The sequence below is a fragment of the Arthrobacter sp. NPDC090010 genome (assembly GCF_044748305.1).
Lineage (GTDB): Bacteria > Actinomycetota > Actinomycetes > Actinomycetales > Micrococcaceae > Arthrobacter_E.
Genome location: NZ_JBIVFT010000007.1, coordinates 107,561 through 124,530, shown reverse-complemented (window position 1 = coordinate 124,530; position 16,970 = coordinate 107,561). Strand labels below are relative to the sequence as shown.

General features: G+C 66.6%; 13 protein-coding genes and 1 tRNA gene. 9 read left to right on the top strand and 5 right to left on the bottom strand.

Annotated elements, in window-relative coordinates:
* Positions 1-16 precede the first annotated feature (16 nt).
* From ACIPXZ_RS11855 to ACIPXZ_RS11830, 6 genes are all read left to right on the top strand, one after another.
* Positions 17-2,362 carry a transglycosylase domain-containing protein gene (locus ACIPXZ_RS11855; protein ID WP_400594270.1) on the top strand — a complete coding sequence of 782 codons (2,346 nt, stop codon included), beginning with the start codon at positions 17-19 and terminating at the stop codon, positions 2,360-2,362.
* Positions 2,363-2,364: 2 nt separating this feature from the next.
* Positions 2,365-3,321, top strand: coding sequence for a metallophosphoesterase (locus ACIPXZ_RS11850; RefSeq protein WP_400594267.1), 957 nt, complete (start codon positions 2,365-2,367; stop codon positions 3,319-3,321).
* Between the two features lie 110 nt (positions 3,322-3,431).
* Complete coding sequence (locus ACIPXZ_RS11845) at positions 3,432-5,288, top strand: ABC transporter ATP-binding protein (RefSeq protein WP_400594264.1); 1,857 nt, start codon at positions 3,432-3,434, stop codon at positions 5,286-5,288.
* Positions 5,285-7,189: an ABC transporter ATP-binding protein gene (locus ACIPXZ_RS11840; RefSeq protein ID WP_400594261.1), complete on the top strand. Its 1,905-nt coding sequence runs from the start codon at positions 5,285-5,287 to the stop codon at positions 7,187-7,189. Before ACIPXZ_RS11845 ends, ACIPXZ_RS11840 begins: the two co-directional genes overlap by 4 nt.
* Before the next feature lie 141 nt (positions 7,190-7,330).
* A tRNA-Pro gene (locus ACIPXZ_RS11835) sits at positions 7,331-7,407 on the top strand.
* Between the two features lie 111 nt (positions 7,408-7,518).
* Positions 7,519-8,940, top strand: coding sequence for a glutamate decarboxylase (locus ACIPXZ_RS11830; protein WP_400594259.1), 1,422 nt, complete (start codon positions 7,519-7,521; stop codon positions 8,938-8,940).
* Between the two features lie 188 nt (positions 8,941-9,128).
* On the opposite strand, the gene ACIPXZ_RS11825 is transcribed toward ACIPXZ_RS11830, so the two are convergent.
* Positions 9,129-9,371: a hypothetical protein gene (locus tag ACIPXZ_RS11825; RefSeq protein WP_400594256.1), complete on the bottom strand. Its 243-nt coding sequence runs from the start codon at positions 9,369-9,371 to the stop codon at positions 9,129-9,131.
* A 189-nt stretch (positions 9,372-9,560) separates the two neighbouring features.
* Between ACIPXZ_RS11825 and ACIPXZ_RS11820 the strand changes: the two genes are divergently transcribed.
* The gene (locus tag ACIPXZ_RS11820; RefSeq protein WP_400594253.1) at positions 9,561-10,820 is read left to right on the top strand and encodes a helix-turn-helix domain-containing protein; all 1,260 of its coding nucleotides are present in this window, start codon (positions 9,561-9,563) and stop codon (positions 10,818-10,820) included.
* An 88-nt stretch (positions 10,821-10,908) separates the two neighbouring features.
* Here ACIPXZ_RS11820 and ACIPXZ_RS11815 read toward each other — a convergent pair whose 3' ends face one another.
* Entirely contained in the window at positions 10,909-11,820 is a 912-nt protein-coding gene (locus ACIPXZ_RS11815) for a phosphoribosylaminoimidazolesuccinocarboxamide synthase (protein ID WP_400594250.1), read from the bottom strand.
* On the bottom strand, positions 11,817-13,139 hold the full coding sequence (purD, locus tag ACIPXZ_RS11810) for a phosphoribosylamine--glycine ligase (protein WP_400594247.1): 1,323 nt from the start codon (positions 13,137-13,139) through the stop codon (positions 11,817-11,819). The genes ACIPXZ_RS11815 and purD overlap by 4 nt, the downstream gene beginning before the upstream one ends.
* A 173-nt stretch (positions 13,140-13,312) precedes the next feature.
* Between purD and ACIPXZ_RS11805 the strand changes: the two genes are divergently transcribed.
* Both ACIPXZ_RS11805 and ACIPXZ_RS11800 read left to right on the top strand, forming a co-directional pair.
* A complete protein-coding gene (locus tag ACIPXZ_RS11805; RefSeq protein ID WP_400594244.1) occupies positions 13,313-14,329 on the top strand; it encodes an asparaginase in 1,017 nt (338 codons plus the stop codon).
* 8 nt (positions 14,330-14,337) lie between these two features.
* Positions 14,338-14,718 (top strand): sterol carrier family protein, encoded by a 381-nt coding sequence (locus tag ACIPXZ_RS11800; RefSeq protein ID WP_400594241.1) that lies wholly within the window; start codon positions 14,338-14,340, stop codon positions 14,716-14,718.
* 54 nt (positions 14,719-14,772) lie between these two features.
* On the opposite strand, the gene ACIPXZ_RS11795 is transcribed toward ACIPXZ_RS11800, so the two are convergent.
* Positions 14,773-15,435, bottom strand: coding sequence for a Pr6Pr family membrane protein (locus tag ACIPXZ_RS11795; RefSeq protein WP_400594238.1), 663 nt, complete (start codon positions 15,433-15,435; stop codon positions 14,773-14,775).
* 87 nt (positions 15,436-15,522) lie between these two features.
* Positions 15,523-16,917: a sugar porter family MFS transporter gene (locus ACIPXZ_RS11790; protein ID WP_400594235.1), complete on the bottom strand. Its 1,395-nt coding sequence runs from the start codon at positions 16,915-16,917 to the stop codon at positions 15,523-15,525.
* Positions 16,918-16,970 lie beyond the last annotated feature (53 nt).

Below are 16,970 nucleotides of genomic sequence, written 5' to 3'. Positions count from 1 at the left end.
CGGTAGACTGGAAAACATGGCTCAAGCGAAGAATCCGCTATTTGACACGGCCACGGTCTTGGGGAAGATCGTGGCGTTTCTGGGCATCAGTGCCATCTGTGGGGTCCTGGTGGCCGGACTTCTGGTCCCGGCCGCGGCTGTCACGGGTAGCGCTGCCAGCGGTTCCATGCAGTTCTTTGAGGACATGCCCGGCGAACTGACCGTGAATCCCCCCGGACAGGCGACGCGTGTCCTCGCAGCCGACGGCTCCGAGATCGCGACCCTCTTTTCGGAGAACCGCACCCGCGTCGCGCTGAAGGACATCTCGCCCTTCGTCAAGGACGGCGTGGTCTCCATCGAGGACTCCCGCTACTACGAACACGGCGGCGTCGACCCGACCGGTATCGCCCGCGCCCTCGTGGCGACGGCCCGCGGCTCCCGTCAGGGCGCCTCCACCATCACCCAGCAGTACGTGAACAACGTGCTGAACGAGTCCCTGGTCTCCGAGGGGCGCGGGGATGAGGTGACGCTCAACGGCAGTGCCAGCAAGACGGTGGGTGTGAAGCTCCGGGAGATGAAGCTCGCCATCGCGCTTGAGAAGAAGATGAGCAAGGACCAGATCCTTGAGGGCTATCTGAACATCGTCTTCTTCAACGCCAATGCTTATGGCATCGAGGCGGCTTCCCGCTACTTCTTCTCGACGTCGGCGAAGGACCTCACGCTGCCGCAAGCCGCCGTTCTGGCGGGTCTGGTGAACAACCCCTCGGCCTACAACCCGATCACCAACCCGGAAGCATCCAAGATGCGCCGCGATCTGGTGCTGGACGCCATGCTGAAAAACGGCAAGATCACCAAGCAGCAGCACGACGAAGCGGTGAAAACCCCGGTGACCACCAAGGTCACGATCCCGCATCAGGGCTGCCAGTACTCGAAGACGGCCCCGTATTTCTGTGACTACGTCCAGCACTTGATCCTGAACGATCCCGCCTACGGCGAGACAGAGCAGGACCGGCTGAACCTCCTGACCCGCGGCGGCCTGACCATCAAGACCACCCTGGACCCACGCCTGCAGAAGCCGGCCCAGGAGCAGGCGGATGCGACCGTCGGCGCCAGCAACCCGGACAAGTGGGGTGCTTCGCTCATCACTGTCCAGCCCGGCACCGGCAAGATCCTCTCCATGGCGCAGAACTCGCGCAAGGTGGACAACCAGGGTTCTCAGAGCGTCACCGACTACAACTACAACGTGGACCGGATCGATGCCAACGGGAACCAGCTCGGCGGCCTGGGCGGATTCCAGCCCGGCTCGACCATGAAGCCGATCACCCTCGCCGCCTGGCTGAACGAAGGCAAGCGGACCGACGAGTACGTGGATGCTTCCCGGCGCGTCTATCCTGCCGATTTCCCCTGGAAGACCACCTGCACGCCGGTGACAGGCTTCTATGATCCGGCGGTGGAGGGCTCCGAAGCCTTGCAGAACTCCGAGGGCAATGAATACCGCCCCATGACGGTGCGCGAGGGCATCACGCTCTCCATCAACACCGCGACCTTCGCCTCGGCCGCCGGCCTGAACGACTTCTGCGACATCCAGCGGATGACCGACGCTCTCCAGGTCCATACGACGGGCGGCGATGTCAAGAAGCCGGAGAAGCTCAAGATGAACGTGCTCGGCAACATTCTCGGTGGCACCGAAGTGGCACCGCTGACCATGGCGAGCGCTTACGCGACCTTCGCCAACAACGGCACCTTCTGCGAGGCCATCGCCATCGACTCCGTGACCGACGCCCAGGGCAAGAAGTACCCGGGGCAGAGCTCGAGCTGCCATGAGGCGATCAAGCCGGACGTCGCCAAGACGGTGACGAACGTGCTCCAGGATGTCATGAGCAAGGGTTCAGGTGTGCTGATCCCGGAGAAGCTCGGCGTACCGAACGCCGGCAAGACCGGTACCAACAACACCAACAGCCAGACCTGGGTCATCGCCTACACCAAGGGCCTCGTGACGGCGTCCTACTTCGGTCAGGTCTTCGGGAACCCGAACCTGTTCGAGGGAACGAACGTCACGGTCAATGGCGTCACCTATCCCCGGATCGACGGCGCCTACGTGGCCGGTCCGCAGATGGGCAAGTACATGCAGCAGGTGGTCGGACTCTACGACCACGGCGAATTCGATCCCGCGCCGGACAATCTGCTGGGCACGTCCTATGTGGCACCACCGCCGGTGCAGACCCAGCAGCCGAGCAACGGCGGCAACAACGACAAGAAATCGGATGCCCCGACACCGTCGAACAGCCCGAGCAGCGGCAGCAACAACGGGGGAAGCACGGGCGGGAACACCGGTGGCAACAACGGCGGGGGAAACAACGGCAACAACAAGAAGAAGCCTTGATCATGACTGATCTGAGTTCGCTGGCAGGCCGCGTCCGGGACACCGGGCGCGGCCTCGCCGCTGGCGCGGCCAAGACCGCGGTCCTGGCCGGCGTCGCCGGGGCCGCGGGCCTGGTGTACGGCAGCTGGGAGAAGAACCAATTCGGAGTCCGGCATGAGAAGCTGGCGATCCTCCCCGAGGGCGCGGCCCCGTTCCGCATCCTCCACCTGAGCGACATCCATTTCATCCCGGGCCAGACGAAGAAGGCCGAGTGGCTGCGTTCCCTGACGGAACACGAGCCCGATCTCGTCGTGAACACCGGTGACAACCTCAGCCACCGGGACGCCATCGATCCCCTGCTCGATGCTCTCCGGCCGCTGCTCGAGTACCCGGGAGTGTTCGTTCCCGGCTCCAATGACTACTTCGCACCCCGCCTGAAGAGCCCTCTCGGCTACTTCGCCGGGCCCTCCCGGCAGCGGAAAGCGCCCCCCAAGCTCGACTGGCCGAAGCTCCGCTCGGGCTTCGGCATGGCCGGCTGGGTGGATCTGAGCAACCGCAATCAATCGCTGGTCTTCAACCGGATGCGTTTCGATTTCTCCGGCATGGATGATCCGCACCTGGACTTGGAGCGGTTCACCGGCTGGCCGCAGGGCAGCGCCAGTTCCACGGCGCCCTCGCTGCGCATCGGCGTCGTGCACGCGCCCTACCAGCGCGCGCTGGACGTTCTGACCGAGGCCGGTTCGGAACTGATCCTGGCCGGACACACGCACGGCGGCCAGGTCTGCATCCCCGGGTACGGGGCGCTTGTCTCCAATTGCGATCTGCCCACCTGGCGGGCCCGCGGCCTGCACGATTGGGAGAGCAAGGGGCACACGGCGCCGGTGAACGTCTCGGCGGGGATCGGCACCTCCCGTTTCGCGCCGTACCGCATCGCCTGCCGTCCCGAGGCCGTGGTGCTGGATCTGCTGCCGAAAGGCTGACGCCCACTCGCGTTCACTTCCGTCCCGGGCATAAAACCCCGGCGTAGGCTGGTTGCCAGGGGTAACGAAACGTACGGCACGGCTCTCGGGAAGCGAAGCAGACACCCAGCATGGCGCAGACACAGACGACGTTCTTCCACGCACTCAGACGGCTTTATCCGCACCTGCGGCCGATCATGCCCCGCCTCATCCTGGGCTTTTTCTCAGCTCTCGGGGCGAGCATCGTCGCCTTGGCGGTCCCGCAGGTCCTCAAGGTCCTGATCAACGATTCGTTGCACCCGGGCGGACCGTCAAGCCAGGTGTGGATCGCCGTCGCTGCCGTCCTCGGCCTGGGCGTCCTGGAAGCCGGCCTGATCGCCCTGCGCCGGCAGTTCGTCATCACCCCCGCCACCACGGTGGAGAACACCATGCGGGTCTCCCTCTACCGGCACCTCCAGGACCTCGCCGTCGACTTCCATGATCGTTGGGGCTCCGGCCAGCTGCTCTCCCGCGCCATGGCGGATCTGAACTTTCTGCGCCGCTGGATGGCCTTCGGCGCCATCATGCTCCTGGTCACCAGTCTCACCGTGATCATCGGCGTCGTCGCGATGTTCAGCATGAGCTGGCAACTGGCCCTCGTCTTCCTCGCCGCAGCCGTCCCGATCATCATCAGCGGCACCCGCTTCCGCCGGAATTTCCTCAGGGTGGCCCGCCGGAGCCAGGATCAGGCCGGCGACCTCGCCACCGCCGTCGAGGAATCGGTGCACGGCATCCGCGTCCTCAAAGCCTTCGGGCGATCCCGTGAGGCCCTGGAGAGCTTCAACGCCCAGGCCATGGAACTGCGCAAGACGGAGATCCTGAAGGCCCGTCAGCTCGCGTTCTTCTCGCTGGTGTCCACGCTTCTGCCGGAACTGGCGCTCGGCGTCGGGCTGGTGATCGGCGTGATGCTCACCGCCGACGGCCAGTTGAGCATCGGAGCACTGGTCGCGTTCTTCGCAACAGCCGCGGTGGTTGCGGGGCCGGTGGAAGCCGTCGGGATGCTGCTCTCCATGGCGTTGACGGCCAAGTCGGCCATCGACCGGCACTTCGAGGTCATGGACTCCCCCGTCACCATCGCAGACCCGGCGGAGCCCCGCGCGCCGGAAAAGCTCAGCGGCGCCCTGTCCTTCCATGACGTGTCCTTCGCATTCGCCGACTCACTGGAGAAGGAGAACCCCGAATACCTCCTGCACCAGGTCGAACTGGACATCCGGCCCGGAGAGACCATGGCGCTGGTGGGCATCACCGGTTCCGGCAAGTCCGCACTCCTGCAATTGGTGCCCCGCCTGTACGAGGTCACGACGGGTTCCATCACGATCGACGGTCAGGATCTGCGGGACTTCTCCCTCGAAGAGCTCCGCAGCATCGTCTCCGTCGCCTTCGAGGACACGACCCTCTTCTCCAGCTCGGTGCGTGAGAACGTCCTGCTGGGCGCTCCGCCGGCGATCACGGCGACGGAAGAAAGCGCGACGGCGGCATTGCAGGAAGCGCTCGACGTCGCGCAGGCGCACTTCGCGTACACCCTGCCCAACGGTGTCGACACCAGGATCGGCGAGGAAGGGCTGAGCCTCTCGGGCGGACAGCGGCAACGCGTCGCCCTGGCCCGCGCCATCGCGGCACGGCCCAAGGTCCTGGTCCTGGATGACCCGCTGTCCGCCCTGGACGTGGGAACGGAGGAATTGGTGGAGGCCAGGCTTCGTGAAGTGCTGAAGGACACCACCACCCTGATCGTGGCGCACCGCCCGTCCACCGTGGCCCTCGCCGACCGTGTGGCGCTGTTGCAGGACGGCAGGATCGCCGACGTCGGGACGCACAGCGAGCTCCTCGCGCGCAGCGAGCACTACCGCTACGTGATCGCCAGCCTCGACCCCGAGCCTGCGGACCTGGACAGTGAACTGGAAGACGAACTGGACCTGGACGACGACATCGAAGACGAGGTGAACGCATGAGCCCGCGCAACACGGCCACGGGGCCAACCACTCCGGGCTTCGGGACCTCCAATGAAGACGACTCCCGTCTGGCGAAGGCCGAGAGCCGGGCGGTCCGGGCCCGTTCTCTGCGCCTCCTCGGATCCTTGATCCGGCCCATCCGTGTCCGGTTCTGGCTCACGGTGGCCATGGTCGTGGTCTCCCAGGCCGCGCACGCGGCAGGACCGGCGCTGATCGCGTTCGGCATCGACCGCGCGCTGCCCGCTCTCCTGCACGGCGATTCCCTTCCGCTGCTGCTGGCCGGCGCCGGGTATCTGGGGGCCGCCGTCGTGACCGCCTGGCTGACGGCCCTCTACGTGACCAGTACCGCGAAGCTCAGTCAGGCCATGCTGCTGGACCTCCGCCTGCGGGTGTTCCGGCACACACAGCGCCTCAGCCTGGAATTCCACGAGAAGTACACCTCCGGCCGGATCATCGCCCGCCAGACCTCGGACCTCGAAGCCCTGAGGGATCTGCTGGACTCCGGAGTGAGTTCCCTCGCAGCCGGCATGATGTTCATGTTCTTCACGGCGCTGACGGTGTTCGGCCTGGACTGGCAGAGCGGTCTCATCATGCTCGGGGCGGCCATTCCGGCCGCCTTCCTGACCCGCTGGTACCAGAAGCGATCCGAAGTGGCCTACCGGGAGTCCCGTGTGGTGTCCGCCCGGATCATCGTGCACTTCGTGGAGACCATGACGGGCATCCGCGCCGTCAAGGCGTTCCGCAAGGAGAAGCAGAACGCCGAGGAATACAGCGACCTCTCGGAGAAGTACCGGAAGGTCACGGTCCGGTCCATCAACCTCAACGGCATCTATCTGCCGGCCCTCGTCCTGCTGGGCAATCTGACGGTGGCCGTGGTCCTGGCCGTGGCGGGTTTCCGGGTGCTGCACGGAGAACTCGCGGTCGGTGTGCTCCTGGCGCTGGTTTTGTCCGTCAAACGCTTCTTCCAGCCGGTGGACCAGATGGCCATGTTCTACAACTCCTTCCAGAGCGCCCAGGCCGCCCTCGAGAAGGTCTCCGGCCTCCTGGAGGAGGTGCCCTCGGTCCAGCCGCCCAAGGAACCGGTGCCGCTGCCCGACGCCCGCGGCCGGATCGAGTTCAAGGACGTGGAGTTCCGCTACGGCGATGGGCCGCTGGTGGTCCCCGAGCTGAACCTCACCATCCCTGCAGGTCAGACGGTGGCTCTGGTGGGACAGACCGGCGCCGGCAAGTCCACGCTGGCCAAGCTGATCGCCCGCTTCTATGACGTCAGTTCCGGATCGCTCACCCTGGACGGGGTGGAGCTCTCCCGGATCTCCACCGCCGAGTTGCGCAAGGCCGTGGTCATGGTGACGCAGGAGGCCTTCCTCTTCAGTGGAACCGTCGCGGACAACATCGCCTTGGGCCGCCCGGGGGCCAGCAGGGACGAGATCGAAGCAGCAGCCCGTGCCGTGGGCGCCGACGGTTTCATCAGTGCGCTCCCGGACGGCTACGACACCGACGTGAACAAGCGCGGTGGGCGCGTCTCCGCCGGGCAGCGGCAGCTCATCAGCTTCGCCCGGGCGTTCCTGGCGAATCCCGCGGTGCTCATCCTCGACGAGGCCACCTCGTCTCTCGACATCCCCAGCGAACGCATGGTGCAGGACGGCCTGGCCCGACTGCTGAGCGGCGAGCACGACGACGACGCGACCGGCGTCGTCGCTCAGTCCCCGGACGGTGCGCATCCGGGTGAGCGGCGGACGGCGCTGATCATCGCGCACCGGCTCTCCACCGTGGAGATCGCGGACCGCGTGCTGGTGGTGCATGACGGCAAGGTCGTGGAGGACGGCAGCCCTGAGGAACTGATCCGCGGCGGCGGACGCTTCGCGAGCCTGCACGGCGCCTGGCAGAATTCGCTGGTCTGAAACGCGAACGCGGGGTCACATGGGGCCCGCCGAATGGCGTTCATCGGGCCCCATGTGACCCCGCGTTCCCCGATTTCGAAACTCAGCGCGGATCCGCTATCCTTGTAGGGTTGCTTACGGGGAAACCCGCTGGTGACGGATCGGGATGTAGCGCAGCTTGGTAGCGCGCTTCGTTCGGGACGAAGAGGTCGCAGGTTCAAATCCTGTCATCCCGACCACTGAAAGCCCCGCTCTCCGGAGCGGGGCTTTTTCCATTCCCAGAACATCCGCAGCCACTCCACAGGACCCAAGGGGTTCACCCGCAGAAGCCGTTCTCCTAGGCTGTGGCTATGACCGCTCCCCGCAGGACCTCACACCATCCTTCTGCGTTCAGTAGCGACGCTTCGGATGCCTCCATCGAACTGAATCCCCTGTTCAGCCGCCCGGGCGAAGCCACGGAGTTCCCACGCTTCACCATCCCGGAAGGAGTCGCGCTCCCCTCCACGGCCTACCAGATCGTGCACGATGAGGCCATGCTGGACGGCAACGCCCGGCTGAACCTCGCCACCTTCGTGGGCACCTGGATGGAGCCCGAGGCCGGCAAGCTCTATGCCGAGACGGTCGACAAGAACATGATCGACAAGGACGAGTACCCGAAGACGGCGGACATCGAGCACCGCTGCTGGCGTATCCTCGCGGATCTCTGGAACGCTCCGGATCCGGAACAGTCCGTAGGCACCTCCACCATCGGCTCCTCCGAGGCCTGCATGCTGGCCGGGCTGGCCCTCAAACGGCGCTGGCAGCACGAACGCCGCGAGGCCGGCAAACCCACCGACAAGCCGAACATCATCATGAGTTCCGCGGTCCAGGTGTGCTGGGAGAAGTTCTGCAACTACTTCGAGGTCGAGGCGCGCTACGTGCCCATCTCTGAGGATCACCCCGTGCTGGACGGCCACGAGCTGGAGAAGTACGTGGATGAGAACACCATCGGCGTCGTCGCCATCATGGGCGTGACCTACACGGGCATGTACGAGCCCGTCGAGAAGATCTCCAAGGCGCTGGACGCGATTCAGAAGAAGAACGGCCTCGACATCCCCATCCACGTCGACGGAGCCTCCGGCGCCATGGTGGCGCCGTTCCTGCAGCCCGAACTGGCATGGGATTTCCGCGTCCAGCGGGTCGTGTCCATCAACACCTCAGGCCACAAGTACGGCCTGGTCTACCCCGGCCTGGGCTGGGTGGTGTGGCGCGAGCGGGAGGCTCTGCCGGACGACCTGGTATTCCACGTCAGCTACCTCGGCGGCGACATGCCCACCTTCGCCCTGAACTTCTCCCGCCCGGGCGCCCAGGTACTCCTCCAGTACTACCTCTTCCTCCGCCTCGGCCGGGAAGGCTACCGCGCCGTGCATGCAGCCTGCCGCGACGTCGCGCGCTACCTTGCCCACGAGATCGGCGCCATGGAACCTTTCGAGCTCTGGAACGACGGTTCCGACATCCCCGTCTTCGCTTGGCGCCTGAAGCCGGGTTTTGCAGGCGGCTGGACCCTGCAGCACCTCTCCGACCGGCTCCGTATGGCCGGCTGGCTGGTTCCGGCCTATCCGATGCCGGATGGGATGGCGGATCTGACGGTGCAACGCGTGGTGGTCCGCAACGGCTTCACCCGCGACCTCGCCGAGAGCTTCCTGGAGGACCTCCGCACCGCCGTCGCTTTCCTCGAGAAGACCCCCGGCCCTCTGCCCGAGCCCGGCGAAGGCGGCTCCTTCCACCACTGAGCGGCATCCGCCACTGGGGGGCGCCCCTACCGAGCAGAGCCCCTCAACCGGACCGCGCGACGTCGTCCGTGAGGTGCCGGCCCGGAACCTCACGCGCGGGGCATGCGAAAGGCGGGCCGCCCGGATTGTCTCCGGACGGCCCGCCTCGTCATGCCCGACGTCGGAGGCTCAGCCTCCGTGGCGTTGGCTTAGAAAGGATCGGGCCAGTTGCCCACGGCCAGCTGCGTTGCGCCGGTCTGCGAGGCGGTGATGGTGGTCGGGTCCGGCCAGTTGCCCACATTCATGCGAGCAGGGTCAGGCCAGTTACCCACGGCCTGCACCGTGGTGGGGTCCGGCCAGTTGCCCACGGCGGACGTGGCCGCCGACACGTTAAGGGCTCCCAGGCCCAAAGCTGCAACCAGGGCGGCGCCTGCTGTAAGTTTCTTCAACATGTTCTGCTCTTCCGTGTGAACCATATGGAGGTGGCGTCAGCGGCTGCTGCTGCCGGCGTAATGCAATGCACCGTGAAGAAATCTTCGAGTGCGGTGAAGTGCCCCCGTATTGACACACATTGTAAAGTGAACACAATTGAGAATGTCAAGGTTTTGGCATTCCTAAACCGCCAAAGCTGAGGAGGGGCAATGGGCAGCGGATTCGGTGAGCGCCTCCGGGCAGAACGCCTGGAACGCGGCATGACACAGGCTGAACTGGGAAAAGATCTGTATTCACCCAGTTACATCTCTCTTTTGGAGACCGGCCGCCGGGAACCGACCCGAGATGTCATCCAGGAGCTCGCCCGTCGCCTCGAGCTGGCCCCGAAGGCCCTGGAGGAGTGGAACAACCGCGTCACGCAGAATGACGCGGACTACGTTCTGGCGGCGCTGTACGCCCGGCAGGCCTGGGATCTCCGGGACTATGACCTGGCCGCGCAGCACGCCGCGGAAGCCGCTCAGATCGCGCTCGAAGCCAAGAACGTGAGCGCCTGGTGGAACATGCGCTACATGCAGGCCGAGTGTCTCCTGAAGCAGAGCAAGTACTCCGAATGCCAGGGCGTGGTGGAGCAGCTCGTGGAGCACCGTCTGGCCGTCGAGAGCACCGGCCTGGGTGTGCGCGCCCGCCAGATGCTCGCCGCCGTCTGCCACGGACAGGGCCGGCTGGCCGATGCCATGGAGCACGCCCGCCAGGCCGTCCTCCTCGGCGCCCAGTTGCCCAAGGATTCCCCCATCTACACGAGCGCGCTGAGGATCTACATCGGCGCACTTGCCGAGACCGGCCGGCTCGATGAGGCCTGGGAGCAGTGCAAGATCCTGGCCAAGGAAGTCAGTCCCAAGTCCGTGGACCACCTGTCCGGCATCGTCGCCTGGGTGATCGGCAACGTGGCGTTCATGCGCCACGATTACGAGGAAGGCGTCGCTCAGCACGATCGTGCCGCCAAGCTCCTCTCCCCCGGCAACGACATCGAGCAGTGGGCCAACTTCAACAAGGCGTCCGCCGCCATGCGCCTGAATTCGGGCATCATCGAGGATTCCACGCTGGCCGCTCTCGAACGCGCGGAGCTCGCACACACGATCGTGAACGGCACGGTCCGTGACGGCCTCGAACTGCGGTTCATCCGCGCCAAGTGGCTGTATCTGACGGACGATCTGCCGGGCGCCATCGAGATCCTCCGGGAAGTCGTCGCACAGGAGGACGAACTCGGCATGCACGTCGCCGCCGAGGTTCATCTTCTGCTGGGCAAGGCTCTGAAAGCCACAGACGAGCTTCAGGAGGCCATGGCGTTCCTCTCCCGGTCCCAGCAGCTCTTCTCCTCCGCGGGGGCCTCAGAAGGCATTCAGCAGGCCATGGACGCCATGCTGGAGATCCGCCTCGCAGAGCGGCGCGCCAAGGCGGGCAGCTCCTGAGCATCCCCGACAGCTGGACATGACGAAGGGGTGGTCACGGCGCGAACCGTGACCACCCCTTCGTCATGAGGGTCGGGCTTTCCTGGGCTCAGCCCTGGAAGGCCTCGCCGGTCAGACGCTCATAGGCTTCCACATAGCGTGCACGCGTCTTCTCCACGACCTCCGCCGGCAGGGCCGGAGGCGGGGTGTCGGAGTTCTTGTCCCAGCCGGATTCCTCCGAGGTCAGCCAGTCCCGCACGAACTGCTTGTCGAAGCTCGCCTGAGAGGTGCCCGGCTCGTACTCCTGGGCATCCCAGAAGCGCGAGGAGTCAGGCGTGAGGACCTCATCGCCGAGAGTGATGACGCCCGTGGCGGGATCGGTGCCGAACTCGACCTTGGTGTCCGCCAGGATGATGCCGCGCTCCCTGGCGATCTTCTCCGCCCTGGTGTAGACGGCCAGGGTCAGCTCCCTCAGGCGATCAGCCACATCAGGACCCACGACGTCGACGACGGCCTCAAAGGTGATGTTCTCGTCGTGCTCGCCCACCTCGGCCTTCGCGGACGGGGTGAAGATGGCGGGCTCCAGACGGGAGCCGTCGACCAGCCCCTCCGGAAGAGGCAGGGAGCACACGGTCCGGGACTGCCGGTACTCGGCCAGGCCGGAGCCGGTCAGATAGCCACGGGCGATGCACTCGACCGGGAACATGTCCAGCCGCTTGCACAGCATGGCCCGGCCCTCGACCTCGGCGGGAACACCGTCGGCGACGGTGGAACCCAGCACGTGGTGCTCGACCCCCAGCTGCTCGAACCACCAGAGGCTCAGCTGTGTGAGGACGGCGCCCTTGTCCGGGATGGTCGACTCCAGGACGTGGTCGAAGGCGCTGATCCGGTCACTCGCCACCACCAGGACACGGTCGGAAGGAGCGTCCGGTCCGGTCGGTTCGTACAAGTCGCGGACCTTGCCCGAGTAGATGTGCCGGTAGCCCGGCAGCTCCAGAACCTCGGTCTTCAGCCCGCTCATGCCTGTTCTCCTTCCGCCGCCACGTGGCGGCCGGGAGCGCGGCGGGACTCCACCACGATCTCGCCGCGCGCCGCTTTGGCTGCGATGTCCCGGCGGTACTGACCGCCGTCGAGCTGGATCAGCCCCATGCCTTCATAGGCGCGCTCCCGCGCCTCCACCAGATCGTCGCCGAGGGCGACGACGGCGAGCACCCGCCCACCGTTGGCGACCACCTTGCCGTCGTCGTCGAGCGAGGTCCCGGCGTGGATCACGTGGACCTCGTCCAGGGCGCCCGCCTTCTTCAGGCCACGGATGCGATCGCCCTTGCGCGGGGTGTCCGGGTAGTTTTCAGCGGCCAGGACCACGCAGACGGCGCTCTCACGGGTCCAGCGAAGTTCCTCGGCCTGCTCCAGCTCGCCGCGGGCCGCGGCCATCAGCAGTCCTCCGAGCGGAGTCTTGAGCCTGGCCAGCACGGCCTGCGTCTCCGGGTCTCCGAAACGGGCGTTGAACTCGATGACCCGCAGACCCCGGGACGTCAGCGCCAGGCCGCAATACAACACACCGATGAAGGGGGTGCCGCGGTGAGCCATCTCGTCGACGGTCGGCTGGGCCACCCTGTCGATCACCTCGGCCACGAGGTCCTCCGGGGCCCAGTCGAGCGGGCTGTACGCGCCCATCCCTCCGGTGTTGGGGCCTTCGTCGTTGTCGAAGATGCGTTTGAAGTCCTGGGCCGGCGCCAGAGGGACGGTGGTCTTACCGTCGCAGAGGACGAAGAGCGAGACCTCAGGACCATCCAGGAACTCCTCGATCACCACGGTGCCGCCCGCGTCGAAGCAGCTCTGGGCGTGAGCCAGCGCCTCGTCACGGTCCGAGGTGACCACGACTCCCTTGCCTGCGGCCAGGCCGTCGTCCTTGACGACGTAGGGCGCGCCGAAGGTATCCAGCGCGTCGGCCGCCTCCGCAGCATTGACCGCGACCCGGGCCAGAGCCGTCGGAACCCCTGCCTCCGCCATGACCTGCTTGGCGAACGCCTTGGAAGCCTCCAACTGCGCGGCCTCCTGGCTCGGGCCGAAGACCGGGAAGCCCGCCTCCCGGAGCGCATCCGAGACACCAGCCGCCAGCGGAGCCTCCGGGCCGACGACGACGAGGTCGGACTCGAGCTTCAGCGCGAGCGCCGTGGCGGCGGCGGGATCGTTGGCATCCACCGCGTGGCAGGGCACCAGCTGCGCAATCCCGGCATTTCCCGGGGCGGCGTGAACCTCCGTGACCTGCGGGTCGGAGAGGAGGGAACGGACAATGGCGTGTTCGCGGCCACCCGGGCCAAGGACGAGAACCTTCACAGTCACCAAGGGTACTGGGCGGGTGTGACACCCGCCCAGCCGGACGGGTTCCGATGACGCGACCATCCCGCCGCCGGTTGCGTGCTCAGTTGTGGCGGGTGTCCCGGCCGGGACACCCGCCGCGACTGAGCACGCAACACATGAGGAACAGGTCGGGGCCATAAACTGGCTACATGCCCCACACCTCCGAGGCGACTTTCGCCGTCGAGTCCGCCGTGGAACTCGCTGTCCTGGAGCGCAGCGGTTTCATCGAATCCCGGCACATCGGCTCCGCCGTCGTCCTCTCCGGTGACGGCCACGTGGTCACCGCACTCGGCGACATCGACGCCCCGGTGTTCGCCCGGTCCACGCTCAAGCCGTTCCAGACGCTGGCCTCCATGCGCGCGGGCGTCCCGTTGCGCGGCGCCCAGGTGGCTTTGGCCTCGGCCAGCCACATCGGATCCCTCGAGCATCTCGACGTGGTGGAGGGCATGCTCCGGGCCGGCGGGAACACCGAGAACGCCCTCCAGTGCCCCGAAGCCTGGCCCGAGGACGAGACCGCCCGCAATTGGCTGGTCCGCACCGAGAAGGGCAAGCGCCGCGCCGCGTTCAACTGCTCCGGCAAACACGCAGCCTTCCTCTGGGCCTGTTCGGAGAACGAATGGAGCAAGGCCGGCTACCTGGAACCGAATCACCCTCTTCAGCGTCTCGTACTGAGCGTCGTGGAAGAGTTCACCGGCGAGCGCGTCGCCCATCTGGGCACGGACGGTTGCGGCGCTCCGGTGGCCGCGGTCTCCCTGACGGGTCTCGCCCGGGCCTACTCGCGTCTGGCCAAAGCGCCCGGTGACAAGCACGCCGACGCCCGGGCCGCCACGATCGCCACTTCGATGCTCGACTACCCGTGGGCGGTCCAGGGCGTGGGACGGGCGAACACCGTGGTGCTCGACGAGCTCGGCGTCCTGGCCAAGCTCGGCGCTGAAGGGGTCATGGCGATGGCCACCCCGTCCGGCGTCTCGGTCGCGCTGAAGGTCCTGGACGGCAATCTGCGGGCGGCCTCTCTCGTGGCGCTGACTCTCCTGACAGCTGCCGGAGCGCTCGAAGCGTCCCGGGTGGCGGCCGTGCTGGAGAAGATCGTGGAGCCGGTGCTCGGCGGAGCTCATCCCGTGGGACGGCTCCGGCTCGGCACTCCCGTGATGTCCCTGTTGGCATAGGGGCGGCGATGGGAGTGGCACGACGCCGTATAGACCTCGCCGAAGGTCAGGCCGCCCTCGCCTCCTGGCTCGAGGCGCAGGACGGGCCGGAAGCAGGCCAGCCGCCGCGCTCGGTGACGGCCATGGCCGTCCGTTACGCGCTGGAGGAACTGACGGCCCGCGCTCCGGGGAATTCCGTCGAGGTCAGGGTTCCGCCGTTCGGAGTGACCCAGTGCATCGAGGGGCCGCGCCACACGCGCGGGACGCCGCCGAATGTGATCGAGACCGATGCTCAGAGCTGGTTGCAGCTCGTGACGGGCTCGCTCACGTGGCCGGACGCGGTCGCCGATGGACGGGTGGTCGCCTCGGGCACCCGCGCCGATCTGAGTGCCCTGTTGCCTCTGCGCTGACGTTTCCCCTCGCGAGACGCCAGATCAGCACAGTGTTCGTGCTCCGGACTGTGCTCAGCTGGCATCTCGCGGAGAACGCGGCTCCGCCAGCTTGGTGGACAAGGCGGCGACGGCCACGAACACGAAGGCTGCGACGGCGATCAGGACGCTCATCACGAGGACCGGCCCATAGCCGGACGGCCGCGGATCCAGGAACGGGTACGGGTACCAGTCCACCAAAGGACCACGCACCAGGCTGTAGACCAGGTACAGGGCCGGATAGCTGAGCCAGAGGAGCGCTCCGCGCAGCCGGATGCAGGGCCGTGGGAGATCCACCAGCCAGTCGATCACCGCGATGGTCGGGAGGGTGTAGTGGAGGGCCACGTTGACCCACGGCAGCGGCACGTTCACGTCGATGTCGGTCAGGAGAAGGCTGTAGACCACCCCGGTGATCGAGATGTAGACGGTGGCCGCACCCCGCAGAAAGTCCAGCCAGCGTGGCGTATGCCCTCGCCAGGCGGCGCCCGCCGCGAAGAACAGCGCCACGACCACGATGATGTTGGACTGGATCGTGAAGTAGCTGAAGAAGTTCCCCACCTTGTCCGCACCGGTCCGTCCGACCAGCTCGGTCAGCTGGGCCACCAGCGCGGCCAGCCCCAGGAGTGCGAAGAACGCCCGGAAGAGCGCCAGGCCCCGATTGACGGACGCTCCGCGGCGAGTGGCATCGATGCTGCTCATGTGGCGAGTCTAGGCGGCCGGGGAGGTTACGACGACGGCGACGCACCCTGCGCAGGGTGCGTCGCCGTCGTCGTTGTTCAGCTCAGCTCAGCGGACGCCTTCCTTGGGCTCCCAGCGTCCGCCGTTCTCCCAGAACTGGCGGATGTCCTCCAGGTTCTTCCCCTTGGTCTCCGGGGCGAACTTGTAGACGAAGAGGAACGCGGCCAAGGCCAGCAAGCCGAAGACCAGGAAGGTCCCGGTGCCGCCCAGTCCACTGAGCATCGGGAGGAAGAGGAACCCGACGATCACATTGGCCACCAGATCGCTGGTGAGCATGACGGACGATCCGATGGAACGCAGCCTCGCGGGGAAGCTCTCTCCGGCATAGACCCAGACCAGGGCCCCGAAGCCGAAGGTGAAGCCGACCGTGAAGAGCAGGACGCCGATGAAGCCGAGCGCCGTGAGGATGCCGCCGAAGGAACTGCCGCCGGCGATGAAGACGCCCACCAGCAGGACGTTGGCCGCGATCATCATCGCGATGCCGCCGAGCAGGATCGGGCGACGGCCCACCCGGTCCACGAGGGACAGGGAGATGAACACGGCCACCAGGGCGACGGCCTGGACCAGCGCGGGCAGACCGAGGATGGCGGCATTGCCCTCGAAGCCCATGGACTTGAAGAGGATGGGGCTGTAGTAGACGATCGCGTTGATACCGGTGATCTGGATGAAGAAACCCAGGATGACCACGAAGACGGTCGCCCGGAGGTAGGGCTTCCGGAGCATCTCCTTGAGCGCTCCGCCCTTCTCCTCGCTGAGAGCCGCCTGCATGTCGGCGATCTCGCGGTCGACGTCGGCTTCCGGCTCGATGTTGGCGAGCGTCGTACGGGCCTCCTCGAGACGGCCCTTCATGACGTACCAGCGGGAGGTGTCCGGAATCCGCAGCACGAGGAAGAAGACCAGGAGCGATGGGATGGCCGCCAGTCCGAGCATCCAGCGCCAGGCGCCGGCGTCGGAGAGGGCCCAGGCCACGAGGTAGCCCAGGATGATGCCGAACACGGTGGCCACCTGGTAGGCCACCAGCATGGCGCCGCGGATCTTCGCCGGAGAGCTTTCGGCGACGAAGACGGGCACGACGACGATCGATACGCCGACCGTGAGTCCCAGGAACAGTCGGGCGGCCACCAGCACCTCGAGGTTCGGGGTCAGCCCGCTCAGGAGGGCGAACAACGCGTACCCCGCGGCCACCAGCACCATGGAGAGTTTGCGGCCGAGCTTGTTGGCCAGCATGCCGCCGAGCAGCGCACCCAGCACCTCGCCGATCACGACCGTGGTGGTCACCAGACCCAGCCCGGCGTCGTCGAGCCTGAACTCATCTTTGAGGAAGAGCAGTGCGCCGCCGATGTTGGAGGAGTCATAGCCGTAGATGATGCCGACGGCTGCGGCCGCGATGCCCGCGAGGAGCCCCGCCCGGGGCGTCCTCTTGATGTCCTGGATAAGCGACACTGCGTCTCCTTCGAGCTTGTGGACCGTGAGGTCCCGTGGTCCGCGCAGCACCT